The organism is Sinorhizobium sp. BJ1, assembly GCF_002531555.1.
GTDB classification, from domain to species: domain Bacteria; phylum Pseudomonadota; class Alphaproteobacteria; order Rhizobiales; family Rhizobiaceae; genus Sinorhizobium; species Sinorhizobium fredii_B.
In genome coordinates this window covers 67,077-83,732 of record NZ_NWTH01000016.1, presented here as the reverse complement: position 1 = coordinate 83,732, position 16,656 = coordinate 67,077, and the positions used below count along the sequence as shown (strand labels likewise).

The 16,656-nt window shown below is 61.5% G+C and carries 14 protein-coding genes; 1 reads left to right on the top strand and 13 read right to left on the bottom strand.

Annotated elements, in window-relative coordinates:
• Positions 1 to 6: 6 nt before the first annotated feature.
• The 10 genes from CO676_RS19945 to hmgA form a co-directional block, all read right to left on the bottom strand.
• Positions 7 to 1,026, bottom strand: a complete 1,020-nt coding sequence (locus CO676_RS19945) for a phosphotransferase (RefSeq protein ID WP_097522340.1) — start codon at positions 1,024 to 1,026, stop codon at positions 7 to 9.
• A gap of 1 nt (position 1,027) precedes the next feature.
• The gene (locus CO676_RS19940) at positions 1,028 to 2,311 is read right to left on the bottom strand and encodes an aspartate aminotransferase family protein (RefSeq protein ID WP_097522339.1); all 1,284 of its coding nucleotides are present in this window, start codon (positions 2,309 to 2,311) and stop codon (positions 1,028 to 1,030) included.
• A 385-nt stretch (positions 2,312 to 2,696) separates the two neighbouring features.
• The gene (locus CO676_RS19935; RefSeq protein ID WP_097522338.1) at positions 2,697 to 4,136 is read right to left on the bottom strand and encodes an APC family permease; all 1,440 of its coding nucleotides are present in this window, start codon (positions 4,134 to 4,136) and stop codon (positions 2,697 to 2,699) included.
• A 233-nt stretch (positions 4,137 to 4,369) separates the two neighbouring features.
• The gene (locus tag CO676_RS19930) at positions 4,370 to 6,322 is read right to left on the bottom strand and encodes an acetoacetate--CoA ligase (protein ID WP_097522337.1); all 1,953 of its coding nucleotides are present in this window, start codon (positions 6,320 to 6,322) and stop codon (positions 4,370 to 4,372) included.
• Between the two features lie 22 nt (positions 6,323 to 6,344).
• Positions 6,345 to 6,989 (bottom strand): maleylacetoacetate isomerase, encoded by a 645-nt coding sequence (gene maiA, locus CO676_RS19925; RefSeq protein WP_046118913.1) that lies wholly within the window; start codon positions 6,987 to 6,989, stop codon positions 6,345 to 6,347.
• Positions 6,976 to 7,182, bottom strand: coding sequence for a DUF2783 domain-containing protein (locus tag CO676_RS19920; RefSeq protein ID WP_046118912.1), 207 nt, complete (start codon positions 7,180 to 7,182; stop codon positions 6,976 to 6,978). The genes maiA and CO676_RS19920 overlap by 14 nt, the downstream gene beginning before the upstream one ends.
• Before the next feature lie 2 nt (positions 7,183 to 7,184).
• A complete protein-coding gene (locus CO676_RS19915; RefSeq protein WP_097522335.1) occupies positions 7,185 to 8,792 on the bottom strand; it encodes an FAD-dependent oxidoreductase in 1,608 nt (535 codons plus the stop codon).
• 23 nt (positions 8,793 to 8,815) lie between these two features.
• On the bottom strand, positions 8,816 to 9,766 hold the full coding sequence (locus CO676_RS19910; protein WP_046118910.1) for an MBL fold metallo-hydrolase: 951 nt from the start codon (positions 9,764 to 9,766) through the stop codon (positions 8,816 to 8,818).
• A 43-nt stretch (positions 9,767 to 9,809) separates the two neighbouring features.
• A complete protein-coding gene (locus CO676_RS19905) occupies positions 9,810 to 10,826 on the bottom strand; it encodes a fumarylacetoacetate hydrolase family protein (protein ID WP_097522334.1) in 1,017 nt (338 codons plus the stop codon).
• 19 nt (positions 10,827 to 10,845) lie between these two features.
• The gene (gene hmgA, locus CO676_RS19900) at positions 10,846 to 12,180 is read right to left on the bottom strand and encodes a homogentisate 1,2-dioxygenase (protein WP_046118908.1); all 1,335 of its coding nucleotides are present in this window, start codon (positions 12,178 to 12,180) and stop codon (positions 10,846 to 10,848) included.
• Positions 12,181 to 12,262: 82 nt separating this feature from the next.
• Between hmgA and CO676_RS19895 the strand changes: the two genes are divergently transcribed.
• Complete coding sequence (locus CO676_RS19895; protein WP_097522333.1) at positions 12,263 to 12,724, top strand: MarR family winged helix-turn-helix transcriptional regulator; 462 nt, start codon at positions 12,263 to 12,265, stop codon at positions 12,722 to 12,724.
• Between the two features lie 37 nt (positions 12,725 to 12,761).
• On the opposite strand, the gene CO676_RS19890 is transcribed toward CO676_RS19895, so the two are convergent.
• Genes CO676_RS19890 through CO676_RS19880 form a run of 3 tightly spaced genes read right to left on the bottom strand, consistent with a single transcriptional unit; the run spans position 12,762 to position 16,564 of the window.
• Positions 12,762 to 13,256, bottom strand: a complete 495-nt coding sequence (locus CO676_RS19890) for a hypothetical protein (protein WP_144340163.1) — start codon at positions 13,254 to 13,256, stop codon at positions 12,762 to 12,764.
• Between the two features lie 13 nt (positions 13,257 to 13,269).
• Positions 13,270 to 15,315 carry an FAD-dependent oxidoreductase gene (locus tag CO676_RS19885; RefSeq protein ID WP_097522331.1) on the bottom strand — a complete coding sequence of 682 codons (2,046 nt, stop codon included), beginning with the start codon at positions 15,313 to 15,315 and terminating at the stop codon, positions 13,270 to 13,272.
• 10 nt (positions 15,316 to 15,325) lie between these two features.
• A complete protein-coding gene (locus CO676_RS19880; RefSeq protein ID WP_097522330.1) occupies positions 15,326 to 16,564 on the bottom strand; it encodes a Tm-1-like ATP-binding domain-containing protein in 1,239 nt (412 codons plus the stop codon).
• Positions 16,565 to 16,656 lie beyond the last annotated feature (92 nt).

Here is a 16,656-nt window from a genome sequence, read left to right as displayed (position 1 = left end):
AGAATGTCAACGGCAGGAGCCGCGGCTGTGAAATGCGTCCGCCAGCTCGTACACGTCCTTCAAGTATCTCGCTAAGCGCTCGGCGCTGTCGGAGATTTCCGGCCGTTCGCCGATCCAGCCGACGTATGTGAGGCTTCGAAGCAGGAGGAAGAGTGGCAGGAACGATTCCGACACGTCGGACAATTCACGGGCTTGGCGGTATCCAGTCAGGAGGGCGTTCTTGATCGCCGGATATCTCGGCTCCCTGCGGTTTCGCAACAAGGTGGTCGCAATATCGAACAGACGCCAGCCGAAGCCGGAATCGTCGAAGTCAATAAACTGAACCGACCGGGGGGTTACCAGTATGTTTTCCCGAACGAGGTCACCGTGAACGAGGCCGAAGTCCAATTGGTGCGGACCTATACATTGTAGTTCCGCCCTCAACGTCTGCCGCAATGACTCCAGCTTTCGCCTGTCATCCGCCGAAAGCGGGTCAAGGTCCCAGAACCTGCCCCACAACGGTCGCTCGCCAAGGAGACCGTCGACGTCCCACGATGGCCGTTCGAAGGTCTGGGCGCGGTTCCAGCCGTCCGTTACATTATGGAGCCGGGCCATGGTACGGCCGACCAACGTGAAGATACGCGTAAGCTCTTCGTCACCATAGTCCAGCGGAACGCCCGAGACGCCGAGGGGTCTTCCCGCAAGCCAGGAAACAATATCAGCATTCTGCTCAGGGAACCCCTCACCTGCCGTGATGGTAACGTACTCCCTGCCGCCTGAGGTCGGGATTGGTTCAGGGACTTCGATACCTCCGCGCTTGAGGGCCTTCACCCACTGAAGCTCGGACGAGAGCGCCGCGCCGCTGGTGTACCCGGGCCGGTGGAGCCGCAGAACGGCGGGTTGGCCGTCATTCAGCCTAATCTTGAAAACGGCGTTCTCCCTGTACTTCAAGAGCTCTGGATCCTGGTCTGCGAGATCCCAGTGCTCGAGCGCCGACTTCGCTCTCCGTGTGAGCGCTTCCAAGTATGGTTCAGCGATATCTCCCATGTCAGACCGCCGATAGCACGTCGTCGAGTGTGCTGAGCAAGAGATCTGCGTTTTCTTTCGAGAACGGCATCGGTGGCCGGATCTTCGTCGAGCACTGATGGATGCCGAGTTTACCCATGAGTACACCGCGCGCGCGCATCTCGTTGATTACGCGGGTCGCGATTTCCGGTGCTGGCGTCTTCTCGTCCCGATCCAGGACGAGCTCCGCGCCGAAAAACAGTCCGCTGCCCCGTACGTTGCCAATGATGGAGTGTTTCTCGGCGAGCCTGCAGAGTCCGTCCTTCGCGTATCTGCCGACCGTCCTGGCGTTCTCCATCAGCTTCTCGTTTTCGAGAACATCCAAAACCGCCATCCCCGCGGCGCACGAAACGGGATTGCCGCCGAACGTATTGAAGTATCTAAAGGCCCTGCGGAACGCGTTGAGGGTTTCGGAGCCGGCCACCACGCCCGCAATTGGATGTCCGTTCCCCATCGGCTTGCCCATGGTGACGATGTCCGGAACTATTCCCGCATGTTGATGTCCCCACATGTATTTCCCGGTGCGGCCGAAGCCAGGCTGGACTTCATCGGCGATGATCAGCCCGCCAGCTCTTCTGACAGCCTCGACCGTCCCGGCGAGAAAGTTCTCGGGCAGATCAGGAAACCCTTCGTTGGCGAAAAACGGATCGATTATCAGCGCGGAGAACCCGTGGCCGCTTTCTTCCAGAGACTGGATCGCCTTTTCCACTTCTGACCTAAACGCTTTCGCAAAGGGTTCACCGGACTCGCCGGCCAGCGGCCTGTAACTGTCGGGCGCGGGAACATGTCTGACGTGGCCCCCATAGCCACCTACCGGAGGCATGCGTGTCGACAACTGCGACACCGCGGCAGTGTTGCCGTGATAGGTGAAGTTCGTCGCTATGACCCCGGTCTTTCCAGTGACGGCTTGCGCCATCCGAAGCGCGATGTCGTTGGCCTCGCTACCGGTGCAGGTGAGGATGGCGGCGTTAAGCGAGCTGTCGAAGTGTGTAAGCAGCCGATCCAAGTAATCCAGGATGCCCTCGTGCAGGTAACGAGTATGCGTGTTGAGGGTTGCCGCTTGCCTGCAGATGGCCTCGACTACGTGCGGGTGACAATGCCCGACATGCGGTACGTTGTTGTAGCAATCGAGATATTTTTTACCATCGGCATCCCAGAGCCAGACGCCCTCGCCCCGGACGAGATGGACCGGATTCTCATAGAAGATCGACGTGTTTTTCCCCAGGAGCTTCTCCCGGCGCGCTAGGAGCCTTTGTGTATCGTTCATGTCCGTTCCCTTGTCGGGGTTTGATGGAAGATGGTTTATTATTGTCACCAGCAGTTCTATTTTTGCCGATTTTAGGGGATTGTCAAGACTTCGCTTAAAAACTCAAGCTCTGGGCCAGCGATGTTTGCAATGGGTACAGAGCGGGCTCGGCTCGCGTCGGCCGTGACAGCCGTTGCGGGTGCTGAGGCAGCCGGCATGTGCTACTAGCGGAACTGTGAGCTTCCCCGGTCTCCGTTCGTGAGGATTTGTTATCCTCAGGGCAGCCGGCCGTTGCGGACCGAGTCCCGATCCCGCCTCCGATCCGAAGCTCCGTTGGGCGCGGGACGCACCTTGCAAGAGAAGGCCCGCATTGTGCGGGCCTTTGCGCTCGATGAGGGTCGTAAGGTCAAGCTGCGTCGGCGCTCAATGCATCTATTGCCTCCGGCCGCATTGCTGTCCTCATCGCTCCTACCGCCGCAGCAACGAGGATGAGCGAGGGAAGGATGACCGCCATCGCGCCGGAAGCACCCGTCAGAATGTCAAACCCGGAAACACCGAAATACCCGACCAGGCCAAAGCCGACGGTGGAAAGGGCGGGCAGGATCTTGGTCTTCATCGGCTGCCCGGGCTCCAGTTCGGGGTTTTTGGCGAAGAAGACGATCACCGCGACGCAGACCAGCGTCATCAAGGCGATAACGCAGATCACGGCGATGTTGGCAATCCATGCAAACAGAGTCATCAGGGGATCCATGCCCAGCGCGGCGAAGGTGCCGATGACGGCCAAGGCTATCACGGTTTGCACAATGGTCCCGCGGTAGGGGCTCTGGTAGAGGGGATGAGTTTTGCCCAGCCATTCCGACAGCATCCCTTCCTTCCCAAGAAAGTAGAAGTAGCGCGCGACGTGATTGTGGAAGGCCAGCAGGCAGGCGAAGACGCTCGTCACGAACAGGAGGCGCATGGAGTCGGCGAGCCACCTGCCGGCGAACTGGTCAGCTATATTGAAGACAAACTGAACGGGATCGGAGAGCTGCTGAAGGGTGGCGACGATTGTTTCCGTACCTGCCGCCTCGACGATCCAGATCGCGGATACGGAATAGAACGCACCGATGAGCAGCACGGACGCATAAGTCGCCCGAGGAATGGTCTTGCGCGGCTCTCTTGCCTCAGCGCTGTAGATCGTCGTCGCCTCCATCCCGATGTAGCAGCCGAATGCGAAGACGAAGGTCACGCCGAGAGCGGCGCCGCTGGGCATTCCGGCCAAAGACAGCGGTGCAAGGCTGAATCCGCTCGGGACGCCTTGATACACGATCAACAAATCCAGGATCAGCACGACTGCAAATTCTGCGAGTACCAGCAGCCCGAGCACCTTCGCTGAGAAGTCCACTCTCCGGTACGCCAAAACGCCGATCAGCAGCGACGCTCCAATGCTGTAGAACCACCATGGGAGATCTATTCCGGTGGATGTCTTCACGAGATCCGCTGTTACCGGACCGAACATTCCCGACATGCCGATCTGCATGCAATTGTAGCCGAGCAGGGCAACCAGCGCGGCAGCTCCTCCGAGCGGACGGCCGAGGCCGCGGGTGATCAGCGTGTAGAAGGCGCCGGAGTTAGGCACATGGCGCGCCATGGCGACGTATCCGACAGAGAACACGAGCACGAGCAGCATCATGAGCATGAATGCGGGCACGATCGCGGTGCCGTTGCCGAAGAGAATGGCGACGGGAAGGATTCCCGCCATATTCGTCAGAGGAGCTACTGCGGAGATCACCATTAGCGTGACGGCAGCCGCTCCCAGCGTGCCTCCTCGTAGTCCTCTGTCCTGATTAGCTTGCACTTTTGACATCTAATTCCCCTGTAGGATGGATCGACAATCGGCATTATGGTTCAATATTATCACCGATGGTTATTTATTTTGACCTAAGTTTAGTGAATGTCAATCTACCGGTGCTCGCTTTTTGGCACCGTCCGGCAGTCGCTTGCCTTGGCCTGAGGAGGAATAGCGCAACGACGAACGGACCTGCCGAAGACGAGCACCGACCGTTTCATGCAGCTTGCATCAGGATGGAGACGGACCGATCAGGTGCGCAGCGCTGCCAGATTCTCGTACAGCGACAGCGCTTCGGGGTTTGCCAACGCATCCTTGTTCTTGACTGGTCTCCCGTGCACCGTTTCCCGGACGGCCAATTCGACGATCTTTCCGGATTTAGTGCGGGGAATGTCCACCACTGCTAATATCTTCGCCGGGACATGCCGTGGCGAAGCCCCTGTCCTGATGCGTGTCCTGATCGCCTGTTCAAGATCTGCATCGAGGTGAATGCCTTCCGCCAGGCGGACGAAAAGGACGATGCGAACGTCGCCGTCCCACTCCTGGCCAATGCAAAGGGCCTCGACGACCTCGTCCATCCGCTCGACCTGGTTGTAGATCTCCGCTGTTCCAATGCGGACACCTCCCGGATTGAGCGTGGCGTCCGAGCGACCGTGTATCACGATACCGTCGTGCTCGGTCCACTCCGCGAAATCCCCGTGGCACCAGACGTTGTTGAAGCGGCCGAAGTAGGCCGCGCCGTACTTCTCGCCGCCCGGATCGTTCCAGAACATGATCGGCATCGATGGGAACGCCTTCGTGCAGACGAGTTCTCCCTTCCTCTGGCGGACGGGGTATCCAGTGTCGTCCCACACATCGACGGCCATACCGAGGCCTGGCCCCTGGATCTCCCCCGACCAGACCGGCTTCAGCGGATTGCCGAGGACGAAGCAGGACACGATGTCCGTGCCACCGGATATCGAGGCGAGTTGAACGTCCCCTTTGATCGCTTGGTAGACGAATGCGAAGCCTTCCGGCGACAGCGGCGACCCGGTGGACGCCATGAGACGCATGGCCGAGAGGTCATGCGTTTCGCCCGGCCTGCAGCCGCTCTTCCGCACCGCGTCGATGTACTTGGCCGAGGTGCCGAAGACGGAAAACCGTTCCTGCGCGGCATAGTCGAAGAGCACGCCCGGGCCCGGATAGAACGGCGATCCGTCGTATAGGCAAAGCGTAGCGCCAAGCGCGAGCCCGCTGGCCAGCCAGTTCCACATCATCCACCCGCATGTGGTGAAATAGAACAGCCGCTCCCCGTCGCCCAGTCCGCAGTGGAACCTGTGCTCCTTGAGGTGTTGCAGCAGCGTGCCGCCGACGGAATGCACGATGCATTTCGGCGCGCCTGTCGTGCCCGATGAGAAGAGTATGCAGAGGGGGTGGGAGAACGGCACCCTGTCGAAATCCACGGCCCTTGGTTCGATTTCGCCGATGAGGCGCGGGAGCGTGACCGCTCCGTCGATGGACGCCGCCAAGGTCTCGGGGTCGCCGGCATAAGGCACGATGACGACGGGAACTGCCAGACTGGCCGCCACTTCCCTGACCTTGTCGCCGACGGCCTGTTTCTTTCCGTTGTACCAGTAGCCGTCGCACGCAAGGAACAGCTTCGGCGCCACCTGTGCGAACCGGTCGAGGACCCCGCTCACGCCGAAGTCCGGCGAGCATGAAGCCCAGACCCCACCCAGCGAGACCGTGGCGAGCATCAGAGCGATGGTCTCGGGCAGGTTCGGGAGCATTGCCACGACCCTGTCGCCGCGGCCGACGCCCAGGGCGCTCAGCGCCTGCTGCATTCTCGACACCAACCCATGCAGCTCGTCCCAAGTGACGCTGTAGCTGACCCTGTCCTCGCCACGGAAGATCAAGGCGGGTCCGGCTCCCCGCTTGCGGAGGAGGTTCTCCGCGAAGTTGAGTTTTGCTCCGGGAAAGAAGCGGGCCCGCCGGATGTCATGGCCGTCCACCAGAACCTCGGCTCCTCTTTCGCCGATGACCTCGCATTCATCCCAGACCTCGGACCAGAACTCGGGCATGTTGCTGACGGACCAGGCGTGGAAGTCGTCATAGCCGTCAAATACGCGCCCGGATCTCTCACTGCAGCGTTTCCTGAACACCGCCATCGGGCTGTTCTCGAGGGCATAGGACGTGGGCGTCCACAATGGCTTGAGTGGATTCATGGCGTTTCGACTTCTCGTTGGGTCAAGCTGGTTTCACGGCGTCCGGGTGAGCGGCAGCGAACGCCGGCAGTGCACGGCATCGTTCGGCAATCGCCGACACCCGAGGCATACTGGCAAGCTCCACGCCCCACCGCTCGGCGTTGTAAACTTGTGGCACGAGGCATACGTCGGCCATCGTCGGACCGTCTCCATGACAGTAGGCAGCGGTTAACGGGTGGTCCAGCATCCGCTCGAATGCATGCAGTCCCTCGCCTATGAACTTCCGCATCCACGCGCCACGCGCCTCCTCGCCGGCCCCTGTGATCTTCATCACGTGGGCCGCCACCCCCATGTTGCAGATGGGATGGATGTCCATGGCGATTGCATGGGAGAGCGCGCGGACACGATGCCTTCCCAAGGGATCGGCCGGGAGCAGTTTCGAGCGTTGCGTCTCGGCAAGGTACTCGATAATGGCGAGCGACTGCGTCAACATGACTCCGTCGACATCCAGCACCGGCACTAGGCCTTGGGGATTGCGCTGGAGGTGCGCCTCGCTCCTGTGGGAGTGGTCGAGGAGGTTCACGGAGACAGAGCTGTGCGGGCGACCGAGAAGGTTGAGGGCGATCCGAACCCTGTAGCTCGCCGACGAGCGCCAGTAGTCGTAGAGGACGATTTCACTCATCAACATTCCTGCCCCGGGCGGCCGCTTCCAGCGCCTGCGTGAGAACCGTCCGGTCTCCGACGTGGTTGGCAAGAAGCAGGATGAGGCGAGCGTTGAACGCGTCGCTCTCCGCCTTGGCCCGCCCTTCGTGCGCAGCGAGGAGCTCGGCGTAAAAATCATCCGGGTCCAGTATGTTTGGATTGACGATCAGCTCTGCCACCTTCACCTCCCGACAGCTCTGAGGACAGCGGATCGTACCGCTTCCCGGTCAAACGAGCGCCAGCGACCGACGACGTGCTGGTCGGGGCGCAGCAGATACACGGCGCTTTCGGCCGAGCCGAGCCAGCGTGTCCGCAGCTCCTCCTGGCCAGTGGCGGACAGCGCCAGGCGCTCGACGCCGATGCCTTCGATTTCGAGGTGCTCCGGCACGTCGCAGTCGATGGTCAGCAGTTGGAACCGTCCACCGAGGCGGTCGAGCAGCCAGCCGCCGGAAACGGGGGCGTCGCTGGCGGGCGCGCCGGGCCGCGTCCGCGAAGGCATGCCCTCGCAGTCGGGACCGTTTAGCGGTGATCCGTCATACACGCTGGGCAAAGACAGCCTGCCGGAATTCACCATGGGGCGTGTCGCGGGGAAATGCTCGGAGAGGTCCAGCACGGCATCCCGGAACAGACGGCTCGTCTCCGACTTCGGCGTGATGAAATCGGTCGATCTGCTCGAATGTAGAATGTTTTCGTCCGCCGCCTGCTTGCGCTCGAGGTCGTAGCTGTCGAGCAATGATTCCGGAGCTTTGCCCTGCAAGACGAGTGCGAGCTTCCAGGCGAGATTGTCCGCATCCTGGATTCCGGAATTGGCACCACGCGCGCCGAACGGCGATACCTGATGAGCACTGTCGCCGGCGAAGATCACCCGATCGTGCCTGAACTTCTCCATGCGGCGGCACTGGAACGTATAGATAGAAACCCATTCCAGTTCGAACCTTGCGTCCTCGCCCAGAAACGCCTTCAGACGCGGGATCACTCGTTCCGGCTTCGATTCCTCGGTCTTGTCGATGTTCCAGCCGAGCTGCAGGTCCACCCGCCAGACATTGTCCGGCTGCTTGTGCAGCAGCGCGGACTGGCCACGGTTGAAGGGGGGATCGAACCAGAATCGCCGCTCCACCGGAAATTCGGCGCCTCCCTCCATCACAATGTCGGCGATCAGAAAGTTGTCTTCGAAGACGCGCCCGACGAAATCCAGTCCAAGCGCACGCCGCACGGGCGAGCTCGCTCCGTCACAAGCCACGAGCCAGTCGGCCTCGATTTCATACGGCCCTTCGGGTGTGTCGACTGTGAGCTGCGCGCCGTCAGCGGTCCGCCGGACCGCCGTCAACTTGTTGTTGCCGCGGAGGTCGATGGCCATGCCTTCCTCCTCGAGAGCACGGAGGCGTGCCACCAGCTCATGCTCGAGATAGTACTGCTGGAGATTGATGAACGCGGGACGCTTGTGCCCGCCCTCAGGCAACAGGTTGAATTCGAAGACCTGGCGTTCGTCGAAGTAGACCTTGCCAAGGCTCCATTGTACGCCCCTTTCGACCATCGGATCCGCGCAACCCAGCCGGTCCATTATCTCCAGGGTGCGTTTGGCGAAGCATATCGCCCGGGACCCGAAACTGACCTTGTCGTTGTCGTCGAGCACGACGACCGGCACCCCCTGGCTGGTCAGGTCGATCGCCAGCGCGAGCCCGACCGGACCCGCGCCTACAACCACCACCGGGTGACGCACCGCCCTGACCGTGTCCTGGTCCTTCGACCGTCGATACGGATAGAGGGGCGTTTCAAAAATTCTGCTCATTCTGCCTCCCAATCCTCCTGTCTTTAACCCTGCAGGGCATCCCACATCTCGCGGTCGCGTTCGGCGGTCCAGATTCTCGGCGTGTCGACCCCGAGAGCCTCGTCGTAGGCTCTGGCGACATTGAACGGCAGGCAATGCTCGTAGATGGCATAGGTCGAGTACTTGGGGTCGCATTCGGCGCGGCAGGCATCCCAGGCCTGCTTCAGCGTGCCCCCGCCCAATGCCACACGCGCAACGGGACGGTAAGTTGAGCGGACGAAGTCGGCCGTGTTGTCGAGCGCCTTCCGGACCAAGTCCCTGCCCTGCAAAGCGTCCCCGCGACCGGGTGCGATGGCGTCGACGTCGAATGCCCGAATCGCCTCGATTGTGGCGGGCCAGTCATTGAAGTGGGCGTCCCCGCAGTAGCAGGCCGAGTGATACTCGACGATATCGCCTGTAAACATAACGTTTTGATCCGGCACATGTGCGACGATGTCGCCGGCCGTGTGCGCGCGACCAAGATGCATGAGGTCGACGCGGCGCCCGCCCATGAACACCGTCATGCGATCCTTGAAGGTCATGGTTGGCCAGGTCAGCCCAGGAATGCTCTCGTGACCCTGGAACAGTCTAGGGAAGCGCTGAAATTCAGACTCCCAGTCCTGCTGGCCGCGTTCCACGACCATGGCCCTCGCCTTGTCGGACATGAAGACCTGCTGAGCTCCGTAGGCCGACGCCCCCAGAACGCGGACGGCGTGATAGTGCGTCAGAACCACGTACTTGATCGGCTTGTCGGTGACGGTGCGAACCTTCTCGACCACCTTGTTCGCAAGTCGGGGGGTGGCTTGCGCGTCCACGATCATCACTCCGTCGTCGCCGATGATAACCCCGGTGTTGGGGTCTCCCTCCGCAGTGAATGCCCAGAGGTCACGGCCGACCTCGGTGAACGAGATCTTCTTTTCAGCCAGGTCGCCCTGCGATGCGAATGCCTTTGCCACTTGTTAGTCTCCTTATTCTGTTTGGTCGGGCGGCCGGAAATGATCAAGCCGCCTTGTATCTCTCGACCGCCTGCTCGATCGCGCCGAAGATCGATCGTCCGGACTGGTCCTTCATCTCGATGCGGACGCTGTCGCCGAACTTCATGAACGGCGTTCTCGGAGAGCCGGTCTCGATCGTCTCGATCATTCGAATCTCGGCGATGCACGAGAAACCGTCTCCGCCGTCCGCGATCGATTTTCCCGGCCCCCCGTCGAGCTTGTTCGAGACCGTCCCCGAACCGATGATGGATCCGGCGACCAGCGGCCGCGTCTTGGCGGCGTGCGCGATCAACTCTCCGAAGTCGAATGTCATGTCCCGGCCCGCATTCGCCCTGCCGAACGGCTGGCCGTTGAGGCTGACGAGCAGCGGCAGGTGCAGCTTGCCGCCGTCCCATGCGTCGCCCAGCTCGTCGGGCGACACCGCTACGGGTGAGAACGCCGAGGACGGCTTTGACTGGAAGAAGCCGAAACCCTTGGCAAGTTCGCCTGGGATCAGGCCCCGTAGCGAGACATCGTTGACGAGCATCACCAGGCGGACCGCCTTGCGCGCCTGGTCGGGGGTCGCTCCCATGGGCACGTCGTCGACGATGACTGCGACTTCTGCTTCCATGTCGATGCCGTAGGCCTCGTCCGCCATCCGGATCGGATCACGCGGCGCGAGAAAGCTGTCCGATCCTCCCTGATACATCAGCGGATCGGTCCAGAACGACGCGGGCAGCTCGGCATTGCGAGCTTTGCGCACCAGCTCGACATGGTTCACGTATGCCGATCCGTCGGCCCACTGGTATGCGCGGGGCAGCGGCGAAGCCGCCTCATGCTCATGGAACCGCGTGAAGGGCTGAGACCCGTTCTCGAGTCCTTCCGCGACACGCGCCAACCTTGGGCTCGCATGCGCCCAATCATCGAGCGCGGATTGGAGCGTGCGCGCGATATGCCCGACCTCCGAGCAGCGCGTCAGGTCCTTAGAGACGACAACGAGTTTGCCGTCTCGGGTCGAGTCCTTGAGTGTTGCGAGTTTCATTGTCTTTCCAATCCCAGCTTCATTTCACCCCGGCGGTTCCGTCGAACTTCCGCTCCAGACCATCCCAGCATTCGAGGTAGTTGTCCTGCAGCGTCTCGAGCTCTGCCGCGTATCTGGTCAGTTGCTGAGGAAAACGCGTCTCGAACATGAAGGCCATCGTGTGGTCCAGCTTGACGGGCTTCAGGTCGCCGCTGGACGCCTTTTCGAAACCTGACGCATCGGGCCCGTGCGGCAGCATCATGTTGTGAAGGCTCATCCCACCCGGAACGAACCCCTCCTCCTTCGCATCGTACTGGCCATGAATGAGGCCCATGAACTCGCTCATGATGTTGCGGTGGTACCAGGGCGGCCTGAATGTGTGTTCGGCCACCATCCAGCGCGGCGGGAAGATCACGAAGTCGACGTTGGCGGTGCCCGCCTCTTCCGTCGGCGCGGTCAGCACGGTGAAGATAGACGGATCCGGGTGATCGAAGAGGATCGCGCCGACCGGGGAAAAGGTCCGCAGATCATATTTGAACGGCGCGTAGTTGCCGTGCCACGCGACCACGTCGAGGGGCGAGTGGCCGATTTCGGTCACGAAGAATTTCCCGCACCACTTCACGTGCAGTCTGCAGGGGGTCTCCTTGTCCTCGAACGCGGCAACGGGCGTCTTGAAGTCCCGAGGATTGGCCAGGCAGTTCGCGCCGATCGGTCCGCGGTCCGGCAGCGTGAACTTCGCCCCGTAGTTTTCGCAGATGTAGCCGCGCCAGACGTCCGCGTTGCCAACGCGCAGGACCTTGAACATCATGCCCCGCGGGACGAGGCAGATCTCCGAGGGCTCCACGTCCATGATCCCCATCTCGGTGAATACCCTGAGCGTTCCCACCTGGGGCACGATGAGCAGTTCACCGTCGGAGTTGAAAAAGTAGTCATCGACCATATCCTCGTTGAACACGTAGGCGTGCGCGGCCATGCCGACCTGGGTCATCACATCGCCGGCGGCGGTCATGGTCCGCACACCTTCCAGGAAGTTCAACGCCTCTTCGGGAGCGGGGATCGGATCCCAGCGAAGCTGGCCCAGCGGCAGAGAGTGTTCGTCGAGGCAAGGCGCGGACTTCCAGAACGGATAGCTGACGTTCGAGAAGCGGCGCGTGTGGCGCACGCTCGGCCGAATTCTGTAGAGCCAGGAACGTTCGTTCGTTCCACGCGGCGCGGTGAACGGCGAGCCTGAAAGCTGCTCGGCATAGAGACCGTAGTTGCACTTCTGCGGGCTGTTCTGCCCCTGAGGCAGAGCGCCGGGCAGCGACTCCGTCTCGAAGTCATTTCCGAAGCCCGGCATGTATTGGAGGCTGTTCTGGCTTGCTGCGCTCGACATTTGTTGCAACTCCCTTTGCGCGCCGTTAGAAGAATTTCGTTGCGCTCGTAACCGTCACATTTGTAACTATCAAGGCTGGTCAATGGACATTTTGTTTGATCTGGATCGCTTCCTGCCTTTCAGGCTCAATCGGGCCGCGGAGGCCGTGAGCCTTCGTTTCGCCGAGCACTACAAGCGGATGCACGGAATGACACGTCCCGAGTGGCGGACGCTGGCTGCCTTGGGTGCCTACAAGAGTCTGACGGCAACGCAGATCGGCGGGCACTCCGGCATGCACAAGACGAAGGTGAGCCGCGCCGTATTAGCTCTCGAAAAGCGCCGTTGGTTGAGGAGGCGGGAGGACGCCTCGGACCGCAGGATCGAACATCTCGAACTGACGGCATTGGGAATGCGGACATACCACGAGCTTTCATCCGCCGCCCTCGAATATCAAGCAGACCTCCAGCGGGCGATGGGCCCCGAGTTGATGTCAGCAATCGAACTCGGCCTGTCGGCGATTGAAAGTCGCTTTGTCGACGCACCGGCTCTTGCAAGAGGATCGTAGTGACATCCAACAGTGCCGGATACATTCGCTGTCGCATCTAACCCTGCCTTCCTGTGGGGCGAACTTCGGTGAGTTCCGCCAGCACCACCTCGATCTGCCGCAACCCATCCTCCCGCTGGATCTCGGCATTGAGAAAGCGCAACAGCGCCCGCTCATGGTCGCGGAGGATGCGCAACGCACTCCGATCCTCGGCCGGACTTTCATCATGCAGCCGCTCAAAGCGCTCCACGAAGGGAACGACCACGTCGCGAAGCCGAACCAGAAAGGCGTCCCAGTCGGCATCGCCGAGGTCGTCGAAGAGCTGATGCGTCAGGGCTTCGACGCGCTCAGTCGGTTCGGCTTCCGCGCGATGTCGCTCCAGGACGGCTTCCATGAGGCCGCCGACGCTCGCCTCCAGGCGCGCAAGCTCCCGCAGCTTGCGCGAGTGTTCAGGGTAGCGGTCACAGAGTCTCCGGAAGAGAAGGTCGCCGACCATTTCTCCAAAGTGAGACGTCCTCAGCTCCTCGATGTATGTCGCGCTAACCGGGTCCAATGCGATCTCCTTCCTAGACGAATAGCGTCGGCGTCTCGCGCCTGAAGATCCTGTTCCCCGGTTCGGTGCCAAGAAATTCCCTCGCGGCCTTGTGTCCTGAGAACACCGCCGACTGGATGATGCCCGGGGCGACCGCATCCCCGATGACAGTGCAGCCGACGGAGCCGGACTTCTTGATTGCTTCCCCAAGCAACTCGTTCGGCAGCCTCGCGGTGACCGCGAGAAGGTTGTCCGCTCTAATGGGCTGAAGCTCCTCATACGTGTCGCTGCGTTTGATGCGGAGGACGCCGTCCTCCCAGCCGATGGCCGTGGTGTTCGGGTACATCTTCACGCCCGCTTCCATCAGCGCTGCAACGACGCGCGGCTGCTCCAGCGTGTAGCCCATCCACCCCGCGATAGAAGGCAGCGGACAGACGAGATGCACTTCGAAGCCTAGCGCGGCAAGGTGCTCAGCAAGGACATTGCCCATGTAGTAGTGGTCGTCGTCATAGACGACCACCGATCCGGCAATGATCCCTCCGTCGAGGATGTGGTCCGGCGTCAGGGCGTTGCCGCGGAATCCCGGGATCGGGGTGTAGCGGCTCCGGCCGAGTCCATCGTCCCTCCAGCGGGAGCCCGTGGCGACGAAGACGTGGTCGGCTCCGAAATCAGCTACGTCATCGGCCGTTACCTCGCTCTCGGGATAGAGATTGACGTTCGCCATCTGCTGCAATTGGTAGAGGCGATAGTCGCGCACCCGGCTCCATGCGGAGAGGCCTTTGAGGCAGCTTTCCTTTGACACGCGGCCGCCCAACTCGGTTGACTTGTCCGCCACGGAGACGTGGTGTCCGGCGCGCGCCAGCGTGAAGGCGCACTCCAGTCCAGCCGGACCCGATCCCACGACGAGGAGGTTCTTCGGCTCTGGCGCGGCGGAAATTCGTTCCGGATGCCACCCACGCCGCCATTCTTCGCTCATCGTCGGGTTCTGGGTGCAGCGCAGGGGGATCGAATAGGCATCCGAGGCAACGCAGATGTTGCAGCCGATGCATTCGCGTATCTCATCGAGGCGACCTTCCTTAATCTTGTTCGGCAGGAACGGATCCGCGATCGATGGACGGGCACCGCCGATCAGGTCGAGCACGCCCCGCCGGATCTGGCTCACCATCGCATCCGGCGACGTGAAGCGGCCGACACCGACGACCGGCTTGCTGGTCACGGTCTTAACGAAGCTGGTAAACTCTTCCTGCGCGCCTTCCGGGTCGAAGCGCGATGTCCCAGAGTCGCGGCTCCAGCCGGACACGTTGACGTCCCAGAGGTCTGGAAGCTCGGCGAGGCGCTCGACCACGTCCCTGCCCTCACCCGTGCTCAGGATCGCCCTGGGGCCGGACAGCTCATGGACCGCGAACCGGATCGCCACGGCGATCTCGTCCCGCGCCTCCTCCTTGGTCTCCTCCAGCACCTCGCGCAGCAGGCGGACACGGTTCTCGAAATTTCCTCCGTACTCATCCGTCCTGAAATTGTAGGCGGGAGTCAGGAAATGCCACAGAACCGATGCGTCGTGTGCCGCGTAAACATACACAATGTCGTACCCCGCCTCCTTGGCCCGCTGCACGGCGGCGCGGTAGCTTCTGCGAAGCGACCGGATGTCCTCCCTGTCCATTGCCTTCGCCTGGACAGGAACCTCGGGCTTCAGGACGGGAAGACTTGAAGGGCCGAGTACGGGGTAACCGTTAGCGAGGCCTCGCGAGCGCAGTCCGCTGTGCCCGATCTCGATCGCCGACAGTGCTCCGTGCTCGCGGATCCTCGCGGTCAGCCTCGCGTGGCTGGCGATATCGGTCTCGTCCCAGAACTTTTCGATAGGCAGGTTCGATATGTCCGAGGAGGGATCGATCTCGGCAAGCTGCATCGCGACGGTGCCCCAGCCGCCCTCGGCCTTCATGGCGCGCATGGCTATCGACCCGTTCGGCATCAGGGGCGAATGCCCCGTCGCGTGGGGCACCGCGAAGAAGCGGTTGGGCGCGGTGACCGGTCCGATCTTCACGGGTTCGAAGAGAACGCCGTAGCGTGGATCCACTGTCATGGGGCTGACCTCACGCGGCTTTCCGGATGATTCCGCGGCGCACCCAGTCATCGAAGATCTTGAGAACGGTTTCGGTGAACGCCGGGTCGTTAATGTGCGCATCGATTTCGGTCAGCTCCACCGGGGCGCGGATTGCGCTCCGCATCTCGGCGAGGAAGGCGGAAAGCCCCTCGGGATCATGTGCCGGCTGCCCTTCTCTGTCCCACTCCTCGATGCCCTGGTTCGGCAGGATGACGTGGACCGGAGCCTTCGCCTGGGCGAGGCGCTTGCCAATTTCCTGGGCAGTTTCCCTTCGCTCTTCGGCGGTGAGCGCCGCCGAGGCAATCAGCCTGTTATGGACGTGATATGGGCGTTCGGCATACCGTGCCGGAATTTCCTGCCATGTGGGGAAGTCGATGAGATCTACGCAGCCAGGCGCGACAAGCTGGGGGATACCGATCTGTCCCGCTGACAGCATCCTATTCTTTCCGCCATTGATCATCGAACCGACGAGGAGATTTCCAAGTTCGGGGAGTGCGAAATCCATGGCTGCAGCGAAGTAGCCCTCAGCCGCGAGTTTCTCGAAAGCCATGCCGCCCATGCCGGTCGCATGGAATACCGCGACCTCGAAACCGCGTTCCTCCAGCGGTCCCTTCAGCGTCTTCATGTAAGACAGGCAGGAGCTTCCGAGGCTCGTCATACCGATTACCGGGCGGCTGCGTATCGGAGCTTCCACGGCGCGTGCCGCCCCGAGAACCGCGCCCGCCGCCTGGCTCAACGACGACTTGCAGATCGAGTTCAGGCCGTAGAGCCCGCCCGCCCAAAGAATCATCTGGATGTCCGGCGAAAGTCGGTCCGCCGCGATGAGCGGAGAAAAGGAAACGGTGGAGATTACATATTTTGGAACACCAAGGGGCAACGCCTGAGCACAATCGAGAGCAAGGTCCGTGCCCATCGTGCCTCCCATGGCGATCAAGGCGTCGATCTTGCCGTCGGCGTAAAGCTTGGCTGCCACTCTGGCAGCTCCTGCTGCCATGATCTGCATTGCACTGTTCTCGTCTCCGGAATTGATCACTTGCTCGATCGTCGATGCCGCTTCTGCCGCAACATCGTGCTTTGTGACGTCGACGGTGCCGACAACATCGCCGAGGACGCTGACATCCATTGTCATCACACGGCCGCCTTGGCCTTCAATCCGCTCCTGCAGATAACGCAATTCGTCAGACTTCGTGTCGTACGTTCCGACAACGAGGATGGTCTTGCTGGTCATGCTTTAGTTCCCACATGTATGTTTTGTTAGTTTCGATCAGCCGCGCAATGAGCGGGTCTCACCGAGTCTTTCGATGACACGAACGGGCCGCC